12 protein-coding genes and 1 pseudogene are annotated in these 13,057 nt (G+C 60.1%); 8 read left to right on the forward strand and 5 right to left on the reverse strand.

The genetic code is table 11. The features are described from left to right. Positions 1-28: 28 nt before the first annotated feature. From ACYZTL_RS20965 to ACYZTL_RS20980, 4 genes and pseudogenes are all read right to left on the reverse strand, one after another. Entirely contained in the window at positions 29-418 is a 390-nt protein-coding gene (locus ACYZTL_RS20965; RefSeq protein ID WP_461953348.1) for a DNA polymerase III subunit chi, read from the reverse strand. Between the two features lie 8 nt (positions 419-426). Beyond that, entirely contained in the window at positions 427-855 is a 429-nt protein-coding gene (locus ACYZTL_RS20970; protein ID WP_461953349.1) for a DNA polymerase III subunit chi, read from the reverse strand. Positions 856-1,003: 148 nt separating this feature from the next. Then, positions 1,004-2,494 carry a leucyl aminopeptidase gene (locus ACYZTL_RS20975; protein ID WP_461953350.1) on the reverse strand — a complete coding sequence of 497 codons (1,491 nt, stop codon included), beginning with the start codon at positions 2,492-2,494 and terminating at the stop codon, positions 1,004-1,006. A gap of 152 nt (positions 2,495-2,646) precedes the next feature. Further along, a pseudogene (locus ACYZTL_RS20980) lies at positions 2,647-2,766 on the reverse strand (outer membrane lipoprotein carrier protein LolA); the annotation flags it as partial. A gap of 127 nt (positions 2,767-2,893) precedes the next feature. Between ACYZTL_RS20980 and lptF the strand changes: the two are divergent. The 8 genes from lptF (at position 2,894) to pdxJ (ending at position 11,365) form a co-directional block, all read left to right on the forward strand. After that, positions 2,894-4,012, forward strand: coding sequence for an LPS export ABC transporter permease LptF (gene lptF / locus ACYZTL_RS20985; protein ID WP_461953351.1), 1,119 nt, complete (start codon positions 2,894-2,896; stop codon positions 4,010-4,012). Then, positions 4,005-5,066, forward strand: coding sequence for an LPS export ABC transporter permease LptG (gene lptG / locus ACYZTL_RS20990; protein ID WP_461953352.1), 1,062 nt, complete (start codon positions 4,005-4,007; stop codon positions 5,064-5,066). Before lptF ends, lptG begins: the two co-directional genes overlap by 8 nt. Before the next feature lie 172 nt (positions 5,067-5,238). Continuing rightward, complete coding sequence (gene lepA / locus ACYZTL_RS20995; protein ID WP_461953353.1) at positions 5,239-7,038, forward strand: translation elongation factor 4; 1,800 nt, start codon at positions 5,239-5,241, stop codon at positions 7,036-7,038. Positions 7,039-7,043: 5 nt separating this feature from the next. Beyond that, positions 7,044-7,898 (forward strand): signal peptidase I, encoded by an 855-nt coding sequence (gene lepB / locus ACYZTL_RS21000; RefSeq protein ID WP_461953354.1) that lies wholly within the window; start codon positions 7,044-7,046, stop codon positions 7,896-7,898. Positions 7,899-8,083: 185 nt separating this feature from the next. Next, entirely contained in the window at positions 8,084-8,773 is a 690-nt protein-coding gene (rnc, locus tag ACYZTL_RS21005) for a ribonuclease III (RefSeq protein WP_017340629.1), read from the forward strand. Continuing rightward, the gene (gene era / locus ACYZTL_RS21010; protein ID WP_008026691.1) at positions 8,766-9,668 is read left to right on the forward strand and encodes a GTPase Era; all 903 of its coding nucleotides are present in this window, start codon (positions 8,766-8,768) and stop codon (positions 9,666-9,668) included. The genes rnc and era overlap by 8 nt, the downstream gene beginning before the upstream one ends. Before the next feature lie 211 nt (positions 9,669-9,879). Then, positions 9,880-10,569: a DNA repair protein RecO gene (gene recO, locus ACYZTL_RS21015; RefSeq protein ID WP_461953355.1), complete on the forward strand. Its 690-nt coding sequence runs from the start codon at positions 9,880-9,882 to the stop codon at positions 10,567-10,569. A gap of 49 nt (positions 10,570-10,618) precedes the next feature. Then, positions 10,619-11,365 carry a pyridoxine 5'-phosphate synthase gene (gene pdxJ / locus ACYZTL_RS21020; protein WP_192228539.1) on the forward strand — a complete coding sequence of 249 codons (747 nt, stop codon included), beginning with the start codon at positions 10,619-10,621 and terminating at the stop codon, positions 11,363-11,365. A gap of 98 nt (positions 11,366-11,463) precedes the next feature. On the opposite strand, the gene mltF is transcribed toward pdxJ, so the two are convergent. Then, entirely contained in the window at positions 11,464-12,924 is a 1,461-nt protein-coding gene (mltF, locus tag ACYZTL_RS21025; RefSeq protein WP_461953356.1) for a membrane-bound lytic murein transglycosylase MltF, read from the reverse strand. Positions 12,925-13,057: the final 133 nt, after the last annotated feature.

The raw sequence follows: 13,057 nt of genomic DNA on the forward strand, positions 1-13,057 counted from the left end.
GCCAAATATAGAATCTCCCACAGGTAGTTCAGTCGTTGTACTGGCTCAACAACCGTTCCAGCCGTGCGCTGAGGCGGCGTTTGATTTCGGTTTCGATGTGCGGGGCGAAGTCGTCGATCACGTCTTGCATGATCAATTGCGCGGCGGCGCGCAGCTCGCTGTCCAGGTGCAGCAGGTCGTCGGGGTTCTTGTCGGGGGTGGCGGCTGACGGGGTGGCAGCGGCGGGTGGTGTCGGTTCGACGGTTGGCTGGCTGGCGCTGACCGTGTCGAACAGCATCGGAATCTGTTCCTGGTCTCCGTCCTCGACCGTATCGGTCAGCAGGGGCGGTTGCAGGTTGTCATCGCCGAGCAATTGGCGGATCGACTCGAGGTCGTCCAGCAGGAGCGCGGACTTTTGCGGCGGTTTTGGAGTGTCCATCGGAATGCTCAGAGTCGCTGTAAACGGTGATCTTGCAGAGGATAGCCCTGTTCGCGGTAGAAGCGGAAACTCTCCCGCGCCGCCGCACGAATTGTCGGATCTTCCACCACCACTTCCGCCACCCGGGCGAACTTGTTGGCAAAGGCCGGGACTTTCAGGTCAAGGTTGACCAGCAGATCCTGATGTTGACCGCTGTCATCGCCGAGACCGAGCACGATCAAACCGTCAGGCTCGCTTTCAGCGGGGCCGTGGGGCACGAAGCTTTCACCCTTAAAGGCCCACAGGCGTGCATCGAGATCGTCGCGCTGGACTGCATCGCTGCAATGCAGGTAGATGCGGTGGCCCATGCGCCAGGCTTTTTCGGTGAGCTTGCAGGCGAAATCCAGCCGCGCCGAAGGATCGGCGCTGGGCAGGATATAGAAGTCGACTTTGGTCATTGCGGTTCCTGAGCCCGGGGCGGCTATAGAACTACCCTGGGAATTGTAGGAGCGAGCTTGCTCGCGAGAAACTCAAAGACGCCGCGTTTTATGCTGGTTCCCCGCGTCATCGTTGACCACCTTCGCGAGCAAGCTCGCTCCTACAGGGTTAAGCTTTGGCGCGGTCCAGCAGGTATTGGGTCAGCAGGGGAACCGGACGGCCAGTGGCGCCCTTTTCCTTGCCGCCGCTGGTCCAGGCCGTGCCGGCGATGTCCAGGTGCGCCCAGTTCAGGTTCTTGGTGAAGCGCGACAGGAAGCAGGCGGCGGTGATGGTGCCGGCTTTTGGGCCGCCGATGTTGGCGATGTCGGCGAACGGGCTGTCGAGCTGTTCCTGGTACTCATCGAACAGCGGCAGTTGCCAGGCGCGGTCGTCGGCAGCCTTGCCGGCGCTCAGCAGTTGGCCGATCAGTTCGTCGTTGTTGCCGAGCAGGCCCGAGGTGTGGGAACCCAGTGCAACCACGCAGGCGCCGGTCAGGGTCGCGATGTCGATCACGGCTTGTGGCTTGAAGCGCTCGGAGTAGGTCAGTGCGTCGCACAGCACCAGACGGCCTTCGGCGTCGGTGTTGAGGATTTCCACGGTCTGGCCGCTCATGGTGGTGACGATGTCGCCCGGGCGCGAAGCGTTGCCGCTCGGCATGTTCTCGGCGCAGGCCAGGATGCACACCAGATTGATCGGCAGTTTCAGTTCGAGCACGGCGCGCAGGGTGCCGAAGACGCTGGCGGCGCCGCCCATGTCGTACTTCATTTCATCCATGCCGGCGCCCGGCTTCAGGCTGATGCCGCCGGTGTCGAAGGTGATGCCTTTGCCGACCAGCGCGTACGGCTTCTCGGATTTCTTGCCACCGTTGTACTGCATGACGATCAGGCGCGGCGGCTGGGCGCTGCCCTGGCCAACGGCGTAGAACGAGCCCATGCCCAGTTCCTTGATCTTCTTCTCATCAAGGACTTCGACTGTCAGGGTTTTGAATTCTTTACCGAGGTTCTTCGCTTGTTCGCCGAGGAACGTCGGGTGGCAGATGTTCGGCGGCAGGTTGCCCAGGTCGCGGGTAAACGCCATGCCTTTGGCGATAGCAGTAGCGTGTGCCACGGCGCGCTCGACTTCAGCCTGGGCGGCCTTGATGGTCACCAGAGTGACTTTCTTCAGGGCGCGAGGTTCGGCTTTCTGGCTTTTGAACTGCTCGAAGGAGTATTCGCCGTCCACCAGGGTTTCCGCCAGCAGACGGGTTTTGCCGTAGCTGTCGCGACCCTTGACCACGACTTCGTCCAGCGCCAGCACGGCATCGCTGCCGCCCAGGCCTTTAAGGGTGTTGACGACGCCGGCAATGATTTTGCGGAACGGACGGTCGCCCAGTTCTTCGTCCTTGCCCACGCCCACGAGCAGCACGCGTTCGGCTTTCAGGTTCGGCAGGCTGTGCAGCAGCAGGCTCTGGCCGATCTTGCCAGCCAGGTCACCGCGCTTGAGCACAGCGCTGATCGCGCCGCCGCTCAGTTCGTCGAGTTGTTTGGCAACGGCACCGAGCTTGCGGCCTTCGCCGACGGCGACCACCAGCGTGGCGGTTTTCAACGTTTCTGGGTTAACGCTTTTTACAACCAGTTCCATGTCCGGGTCCCTGAATTGATAGTCAACACGCAAGGGCTCGACGGCATTCTTTCGAGCCTGCTTACAAATAAGTAGAAAGGCGCAAGTCACGGCTTGCGACAAAGGGCGCAGTTTGAACCTCGGGCCCCGAGCCTGACAACCCTAGGCTGAACGATTGTAGGAGCGAGCTTGCTCGCGAAGAACCTGAGACCGCCGCAGGGTGTCAGGCTTCCCGCGTTATCGTTAACGACCATCGCGAGCAAGCTCGCTCCTACACTCCCGCGCCAGCGCATTGCGCAGTGACAGGCGCACCCAATCACAGGATAATGCGCCAACTTTTTTCGGCGGCTCTGTCTTGCGGGCTGCCTGATATGTTTGCTTGTTTGGCCGCCTTAGCCTGACAACCCTGGAGTGTCTGGTTTGATTGTCTTCCGTTATCTGTCCCGCGAAGTCCTGTTGACCTTGAGCGCCGTCAGCGCCGTGCTGCTGGTCATCATCATGAGCGGGCGCTTCATCAAATACCTCGCCCAGGCGGCTGCCGGTCTTCTCGATCCGGGCTCTCTGTTCCTGATCATGGGCTTTCGTCTGCCGGGCTTTTTGCAGCTGATCCTGCCGCTGGGCCTGTTCCTCGGGATTCTGCTGGCTTACGGTCGCCTGTACCTTGAAAGCGAAATGACGGTGCTGTCTGCCACCGGCATGAGCCAGCAACGTCTGTTCACCATGACGCTGTTTCCGGCCACGCTGGTTGCGCTGGTGGTGGCCTGGCTGAGCCTGAGCCTGGCGCCACAAGGCGCCAATCAGTTCCAGTTGCTGCTGAACAAGCAGGACGCCCTGACCGAGTTCGATACCCTCGAGCCGGGTCGCTTCCAGGCTCTGCGTGACGGAACCCGGGTGACCTACACCGAGACGTTGTCGGATGACCGCATCCAACTCGGCAGCGTGTTCATTTCGCAAAAGAACGTCTCGTCCGACAAGAAGGATCGCGGGATTTCCGTGCTGGTGGCCGAGAAGGGCCGTCAGGAAATCCGCCCCGACGGTAACCGCTACCTGATTCTCGACAATGGCTATCGCTACGACGGCAACCCGGGACAGGCCGACTACCGTGCAATCAAGTACGAAGAGTACGGCGTATTGCTGCCTAAACCGGACGTCAGCGACGAAGTCACCGACCGTGATGCAATGCCCACCAGCTCCTTGCTCGGTAGCGACGACCTCCGTTCCCGCACCGAACTGCAATGGCGTTTGTCGTTGCCGTTGCTGGTCTTCATCGTGACCTTGATGGCGGTGCCGCTGTCGCGGGTCAATCCGCGCCAGGGCCGTTTCCTCAAGCTGCTGCCGGCAATTCTTCTTTATATGGCTTACCTGAGCATCCTGATTGCCGCTCGCGGCGCCCTCGAAAAGGGCAAGATCCCGCCTGCGTTGGGCCTGTGGTGGGTTCATGGGATTTTCCTGGTCATCGGTCTGGGCCTGCTCTATTGGGAACCCTTGCAGTTGAAGCGGGCAAGTCGCCGCGCCGCGCTGGAGGTGGCCCGTGGTTAAGCTCGATCGCTACATCGGCAGCAGCGTTTTCATCGCGATCCTGGCGGTATTGGGGATCATTCTCGGCCTGGCGACACTGTTTGCCTTCATCGACGAGATGGGTGAGGTCAGCGACACCTACACCCTGGTCGATGTGTTGAGTTACGTCCTGCTGACGGCGCCGCGCCGTCTCTACGACATGTTACCGATGGCGGCGCTGATCGGTTGCCTGATCGGCCTCGGCAGTCTGGCCAGCCACAGCGAACTGACCATCATGCGCGCAGCAGGCGTGTCGGTTGGGCGGATCGTCTGGGCGGTGATGAAGCCGATGTTGGTGCTGATGCTGGTCGGTCTGTTGATCGGCGAGTACATCGCGCCGGCAACCGAAAGCACGGCGCAGGCCAATCGCTCGCTGGCTCAGGGCAGTGGCGATGCGCAAAGCGCCAAGCATGGCCTGTGGCACCGTCAGGGTGACGAGTTCATCCACGTCAACTCGGTGCAGCCCAACGGTCTGCTGTACGGCGTGACCCGTTATCGCTTCGACGATCAGCGTCACATGCTGTCCTCGAGCTTCGCCAAGCGCGCGGAGTTCGACAAGGATCACTGGCAGTTGAGCGATGTCACGACCACGCTGTTCCATGACAAGAGCACTGAAGTGGTGATGGCACCGGTAGAGCGCTGGAACGTGGCGCTGAGCCCGCAGTTGCTCAGCACCGTGGTGATGTCGCCGGATTCGCTGTCGATCACCGGTCTGTGGGGCTACATCCACTACCTGGCGGATCAGGGGCTGAACAATGGCCGTTACTGGTTGGCATTTTGGGTCAAGGTGTTGCAGCCGCTGGTCACTGCCGCCCTGGTACTGATGGCGATCTCCTTCATCTTCGGTCCGCTGCGTTCGGTCACCCTCGGTCAGCGGGTATTCACTGGCGTGCTGGTAGGTTTCACCTTCCGCATCGTCCAGGATCTGCTGGGGCCTTCGAGCCTGGTGTTCGGTTTCTCGCCGCTGTTTGCGGTGTTGGTACCGGCGGGTGTGTGCGCCCTGGCCGGGGTCTGGTTACTGCGCCGGGCCGGTTGATATCGGGTATTTCCCGACTTCGTCGCTGATAAAAAACGCCCCTGTCGCAAGACCGGGGCGTTTTTTGTAGGTGCCGTCTGACCTGCGAACGTGACGCTTGCGCCGTGGATCAGGTACAATTCCCGGCTATTTTTCGGCGGGCTATGCCTGCAGCCTTTTTGAGTGTTGATCCGTGAGTGATTTGAGTCATATCCGCAATTTCTCCATCATCGCCCACATTGACCATGGCAAGTCGACGCTGGCCGATCGCTTCATCCAGATGTGCGGCGGCCTTGCCGAGCGCGAAATGGAAGCCCAGGTGCTGGACTCCATGGACCTGGAACGTGAACGCGGGATCACCATCAAGGCCCACAGCGTCACCCTGTATTACACCGCTCGCGACGGCATCAAGTACCAGTTGAACTTCATTGACACCCCGGGCCACGTTGACTTCACCTACGAAGTCAGCCGGTCGCTGGCGGCCTGTGAAGGTGCGTTGCTGGTGGTCGATGCCGGTCAGGGCGTAGAAGCGCAATCGGTTGCCAACTGCTACACGGCCATCGAGCAGGGCCTGGAAGTGATGCCGGTCCTGAACAAGATCGACCTGCCACAGGCCGATCCGGACCGTGTCAAAGAAGAAATCGAAAAAATCATCGGCATTGACGCTACCGACGCGGTCGAGTGCAGTGCCAAGACCGGTCTGGGCGTCGACGAAGTGCTCGAGCGCCTGGTGCAGACCATTCCTGCGCCAACCGGCAACTATGAAGATCCGCTGCAGGCATTGATCATCGACTCCTGGTTCGACAACTACCTGGGCGTCGTTTCCCTGGTGCGCGTGCGCCACGGTCGTGTGAAGAAGGGCGACAAGATTCTGGTCAAGTCCACCGGCAAGATCCACCTGGTGGACAGCGTCGGTGTCTTCAACCCGAAACACACCGCTACCACTGACCTGAAGGCCGGCGAAGTGGGCTTCATCATTGCCGGTATCAAGGACATTCACGGTGCACCGGTCGGTGACACCCTGACCTTGAGCTCCACACCGGACGTTGACGTGCTGCCCGGCTTCAAGCGCATTCAGCCACAGGTCTACGCCGGTCTGTTCCCGGTCAGCTCCGACGACTTCGAAGATTTCCGCGAAGCCCTGCAAAAGCTCACGCTCAACGATTCGTCCCTGCAGTACACCCCGGAAAGCTCCGACGCCCTGGGCTTCGGCTTCCGTTGCGGGTTCCTCGGCATGCTGCACATGGAAATCATTCAGGAGCGCCTGGAGCGCGAGTACGACCTGGACCTGATCACCACGGCGCCGACGGTAATTTTCGAGCTGTTGCTGAAAACCGGCGAAACGATTTACGTCGATAACCCGTCGAAGCTTCCAGACCTGTCTTCGATCGAAGACATGCGTGAGCCGATCGTGCGGGCCAATATCCTTGTGCCGCAAGAGCACCTGGGCAACGTTATTACCCTGTGCATCGAGAAGCGTGGCGTGCAGCACGACATGCTGTTCCTCGGTACTCAGGTCCAGGTGACCTACGATTTGCCGATGAACGAAGTGGTCCTGGACTTCTTCGACCGACTGAAATCCACCAGCCGCGGCTATGCTTCGCTGGATTACCATTTCGATCGTTATCAGTCGGCTAATCTGGTGAAACTGGATGTGCTGATCAACGGTGACAAGGTCGACGCCCTGGCGCTGATCGTGCACCGCGATAATGCGCACTACAAAGGTCGCCAGTTGACCGAGAAGATGAAAGAACTGATTCCACGGCAGATGTTCGACGTTGCGATCCAGGCCGCCATCGGCGGGCAGATCATTGCGCGGACTTCGGTCAAGGCACTCAGAAAGAACGTATTGGCCAAGTGCTACGGCGGTGACGTTAGCCGTAAGCGCAAGCTGTTGGAAAAGCAGAAGGCCGGTAAGAAACGCATGAAGCAAGTCGGCAACGTGGAAATTCCACAAGAAGCCTTCCTTGCAGTGCTCAGGTTGGATAGTTAGGTCCTATGTCACTAAATTTCCCGCTGTTGCTGGTCATCGCCGTGTTCGTCTGCGGCCTGTTGGCGTTGCTCGATCTGGTTTTCCTGGCGCCGCGTCGGCGTGCCGCCATTGCCTCCTATCAGGGCAGCGTCAGCCAGCCTGATGGGGTGGTGGTCGAAAAACTGAACAAAGAGCCGTTGCTGGTCGAATACGGCAAGTCGTTCTTCCCGGTGTTGTTCATCGTGCTGGTCCTGCGTTCGTTCCTGTTGGAGCCGTTCCAGATCCCTTCCGGCTCGATGAAACCGACCCTGGATGTTGGCGACTTCATTCTGGTGAACAAATTTTCTTACGGGATCCGTCTGCCGGTGATCGACAAAAAAGTCATCGAGGTCGGTGATCCGCAGCGCGGCGATGTGATGGTGTTCCGCTACCCGAGCGATCCGAACGTCAACTACATCAAGCGTGTAGTCGGCCTGCCGGGCGACCAGATTCGTTACACCGCCGACAAGCGTCTGTTCGTCAACGGTGAGTCGATCGCCGAGCAACTGATCGGTTCCGAGCCGGGTACGCTGGGCAGCGCCGAGCTCTACAAGGAAAAACTCGGCGTCGCCGAGCACCTGATCCGCAAGGAAATGACCCGCTATCGCGCATCGCCGGACCATACGTGGACCGTGCCTGCCGGACACTACTTCATGATGGGCGACAACCGCGACAATTCGAACGACAGTCGCTACTGGGATGATCCGAGCATTCCCAAGGATCTGCTGGGCATGGTTCCCGACAAGAATATTGTCGGCAAGGCCTTCGCAGTCTGGATGAGCTGGCCGGAACCGAAACTCAGTCACCTGCCGAATTTCTCGCGGGTTGGCCTGATCAAGTAATCACACACGGCGCTGTTGAACACAGCGCCGAATGCATTTCTGGAACCGGCACAATCGGGCACCAGAGGCATGAAAACAATGATATTCAGGACGTAATTTTTGAACACAGCGTTAATTGTCCCAAGCCTGCGCCGCACCACGGCGATGGCGGTGGAATTCAGCCACGAACTCAGCGTGGGTAAACCGTGAGCGTCTCCTTAAGCCGTCTAGAGCGTCAGCTCGGCTACACCTTCAAGGATCAGGAACTGATGGTCCTGGCCCTGACTCACCGCAGCTTTGCCGGACGCAACAACGAACGTCTGGAGTTCCTCGGTGATGCCATCCTCAACTTCGTCGCTGGCGAGGCGCTGTTCGATCGCTTCCCGCTGGCCCGCGAAGGCCAGTTGTCGCGATTGCGCGCACGCCTGGTGAAAGGTGAGACCCTGGCCGTACTGGCCCGCGGTTTCGATCTGGGCGAATACCTGCGTCTGGGTTCCGGCGAGTTGAAAAGCGGCGGTTTCCGTCGCGAGTCGATTCTGGCCGATGCCCTGGAAGCGCTGATCGGTGCGATCTATCTGGACGCCGGCATGGACGTGGCGCGCGAGCGCGTGCTGGCCTGGCTGGCCGGAGAGTTCGAAGGCCTGACGCTGGTCGACACCAACAAAGATCCAAAAACCCGCTTGCAGGAATTTCTGCAATCGCGTGGTTGTGAGCTGCCGCGTTACGAAGTGGTGGATATCCAGGGTGAGCCGCATTGCCGGACGTTCTTCGTCGAATGTGAAATCACCTTATTGAACGAAAAAAGCCGAGGTCAGGGTGTGAGTCGTCGTATTGCCGAACAGGTAGCGGCCGCCGCAGCACTGATTGCCCTGGGTGTGGAGAATGGCAATGACTGATTCAACCGCAACACGCTGTGGCTATGTTGCCATCGTCGGCCGTCCCAACGTGGGCAAGTCCACGCTGCTGAACCACATCCTCGGCCAGAAGCTGGCGATCACCTCGCGCAAGCCGCAAACCACCCGCCACAACATGCTGGGCATCAAGACCGAAGGCGCCGTCCAGGCGATCTACGTCGACACCCCGGGCATGCACAAGGGCGGCGAAAAGGCCTTGAACCGCTACATGAACAAAACCGCTTCGGCGGCGTTGAAAGACGTCGACGTGGTGATCTTCGTGGTTGACCGCACCAAGTGGACCGACGAAGACCAGATGGTCCTCGAGCGCGTCCAGTACGTGACCGGCCCGCTGATCGTGGCGCTGAACAAGACCGACCGTATCGAAGACAAAGCCGAGCTGATGCCGCACCTGACGTGGTTGCAGGAACAGCTGCCGAACGCGCAGATCATGCCGATCTCGGCGCAGCACGGGCACAACCTCGACACGCTGGAGCGTGTGATCGCCGAGCACCTGCCGGAAAACGATCACTTCTTCCCGGAAGACCAGATCACCGACCGCAGCAGCCGCTTCCTCGCCGCCGAACTGGTGCGCGAGAAGATCATGCGCCAGCTGGGTGCCGAGCTGCCGTACCAGATCACTGTGGAAATCGAAGAATTCAAGCAGCAGGGCAAAACCCTGCACATCCATGCCTTGATCCTCGTCGAGCGCGATGGCCAGAAGAAAATCATCATTGGCGACAAGGGCGAGCGCATCAAGCGCATCGGCACCGAGGCGCGCAAGGACATGGAGCTGCTGTTCGACTCCAAGATCATGCTCAACCTTTGGGTCAAGGTTAAGGGCGGCTGGTCCGACGACGAGCGCGCCTTGCGTTCGCTGGGTTACGGCGACCTGTAATCGCCCGTCAGCACATCGATCCACTGTGGGAGCGGGCTTTTGTGGCGAGGGAGCTTGCTCCCGCCGGCCGGTCCGCGCTCGGGCGAAGCAGTCGTAAACTCTGCCATCGCGTTTTACCTGAAACACTGAGGTGCATGGTTTTGGGGGCGCTTCGCAGCCCAGCGGGAGCAAGCTCCCTCTCCACAGTGGATCTCCTGAGATTCGGAAACTGATGTCAACCAGCCCGCCTCCCGGCCAACCCGCCTACGTCCTCCACTCCCGCGCCTACCGCGAAAGCAGCGCGCTGGTGGATTTCCTCACGCCGCAAGGTCGGCTGCGGGCGGTGTTGCGCAGTGCGCGGGGCAAGGCGGGGACGCTCGCGCGGCCGTTCGTACCGCTGGAAGTCGAGTTTCGGGGGCGGGGGGAGTTGAAGAATGTCGGCCGCATGGAAAGTGCCGGCGTTTCCACCTGGCTCAACGGCGAAGCGCTGTTCAGCGGTCTTTACCTCAATGAGTTGCTGATTCGCCTGCTGCCGTCGGAAGATCCCCATCCCGCTGTCTTCGATCACTACGCCGCGACTTTGCTTGCGCTGGCCGAAGGCCGTCCGCTGGAGCCGTTGCTGCGTTCCTTCGAATGGCGCTTGCTCGACGATCTCGGTTACGGCTTCGCCCTGACTACCGACATCCACGGCGAACCCATCGCCCCGAACGGTCTCTACCGTTTGCAAGTGGACGCCGGTCTGGAACAGGTCTACCTGCTGCAACCCGGTCTGTTCAACGGCACCGAGTTGCTGGCCATGGCCGACGCCGACTGGTCAGCCCCCGGCGCGTTGTCCGCCGCCAAGCGTTTGATGCGCCAGGCATTGGCCGTTCACTTGGGCGGTCGTCCCTTGGTCAGTCGCGAGTTGTTTCGCAAGCCCTGATCACCCCGTATGCTGTGCACCGAACTTTCTCTTCTTCTGGAGCGCTTCCGTGACCACCAGCAACCGCATTCTTCTTGGCGTGAACATCGACCACGTTGCCACCCTGCGTCAGGCTCGGGGCACTCGCTATCCCGATCCGGTCAAGGCCGCACTGGACGCGGAAGAGGCGGGCGCTGACGGCATCACCGTGCACCTTCGCGAAGACCGTCGGCACATCCAGGAACGTGACGTGCTGGTGCTCAAGGATGTGCTGCAAACCCGCATGAACTTCGAAATGGGCGTCACCGAAGAAATGATGGCGTTCGCCGAGCGCATCCGTCCGGCGCACATTTGCCTGGTCCCGGAAACCCGTCAGGAGCTGACCACCGAAGGCGGCCTGGACGTGGCGGGGCAGGAAGCGCGGATCAAGGCAGCGGTGGATCGCCTTGCGAAGATCGGTTGCGAAGTGTCACTGTTCATTGATGCAGACGAGCGGCAGATCGAAGCGTCCCGCCGCGTCGGCGCCCCGGCGATTGAATTGCATACCGGTCGTTATGCGGACGCCGAGACGCCGACGGACGTGGCTGAAGAGCTAAAGCGTGTGGCGGATGGCGTGGCGTTTGGCCTGGCCCAGGGGCTGATCGTCAATGCCGGCCACGGTTTGCATTATCACAACGTCGAAGCGGTCGCGGCGATCAAGGGCATCAACGAACTGAACATCGGCCATGCGTTGGTGGCGCATGCGTTGTTTGTCGGGTTCAAGTCAGCTGTTTCGGAGATGAAAGCTTTGATCCTGGCCGCAGCTTTGAAAGGCTAAGATCAAAAGATCGCAGCCTTCGGCAGCTCCTACAGGGTGTACACATAATCTTGTAGGAGCTGCCGAAGGTTCGGGCCGCGTTCGGACGATCTTTTGTTTTAAAGCTGCGGGGTTTCCTGGCTCGGTTTGGTCTTGTCGACCCCCGGCACATGCAGATTGCCTTCGGCAACCTGATTACCCTCAAGCTGCGGCTGCGTCACCCACGTCAGGATGTCGTAGTAGCGACGAATGTTCGCCACGAAATGCACCGGCTCGCCGCCCCGGGCGTAGCCGTAGCGCGTCTTGCTGTACCACTGTTTCTGCGACAGGCGCGGCAGGATCTTCTTCACGTCCAGCCACTTGTCCGGGTTCAGTCCTTCCTTGGCCGCCAGTTTGCGCGCGTCGTCCAGGTGACCGCTGCCGACGTTGTAGGCCGCCAGTGCAAACCAGGTGCGGTCCGGTTCCTGGATCGATTCGTCGAGCTGTTCCTTCATGTAGGCCAGGTACTTGGCGCCGCCCATGATGCTTTGTTTGGGGTCCAGGCGATTGGACACGCCCATGGCCTGCGCGGTGTTCTGGGTCAGCATCATCAGGCCGCGGACGCCGGTCTTCGACGTGACAGTCGGTTGCCAGAGGGATTCCTGATAACCGACCGCCGCCAGCAGGCGCCAGTCGACTTTCTCTTGCTTGGCATAGGCCTTGAAGTGATGCTCGTACTTGGGCAGCCGTTGCTGCAAGTGCTGGGCGAAGGTGGTGGCACCCATGTAGCCAAGCACATCGACGTGCCCGTAATAACGATCTTTCAGGCGTTGCAAGGTGCCGTTTTTCTTGACCTTGTCGAGATAGTCGTTGATCTCGTTAAGCAGGCTGTTGTCGTCGCCGGCCGCCACCGCCCAGCTCTGGTTGCTGGCGTCGCCGAGGTCAAAGGCGACCCGAATGTTGGTGAAGTAAACCTGGTTCATCGCCACTTCGTTGGAGTCGACCAACGTCAGATCGATCTGTCCTTCATCCACCATGCGCAGCAGATCGACGACTTCAACCGCGTCGGACTCTTCGTATTCGATGCCGGGAAATTTCCGTTTCAGCTGGGCCAATTGCTCGGCGTGGGTGCTGCCCTTTAGCACCATGATCTTCTTGCCGACCAGATCTTTTGGATCGGTCGGCCGCGATTGGCCGTTGCGATAGATGATCTGCGGGGTGACTTCCAGGTAGGAGTGGGAAAACCGCACCTGCTTCTTGCGCGCTTCGCTGCTGACCAGGCCGGCCGCAGCGATCACCGGCCCGTTGGGCTTGCCCACCTGATTGAACAGGTCGTCGAGGTTGTCGGCGGTTTCGATCTTGAGTTCGACCCCCAGATCGTCGGCGAAGCGCTTCACCAGCTCGTATTCGAAGCCGGTTTCACCGTTGCGATCCTGAAAGTAGGTGGCGGGGCTGTTTCGGGTAACCACCCGCAGCACGCCATCCTCCTTTACGCGCTCCAGCGTGTTGGGTTTATCAACACAGCCACTGAGCATCAGGAAGAGTCCGGTTGCGATCAGCCATTTGGCGTACCGCGGACGCAAAGCCGTTGGGGAAAACATTTGCGCAGTATACGCAAAGGACCACGAGCGCCATATCTCGACAGCGAAGGCCTTGTCTGCTAGGGAGTTGGAAACCGCTCTGGAGCCCGCAGGAATGGGCCGGAACGACAATTTATGACAGTAAAAATAACCC

It is taken from the genome of Pseudomonas sp. LB3P81 (genome assembly GCF_054897965.1).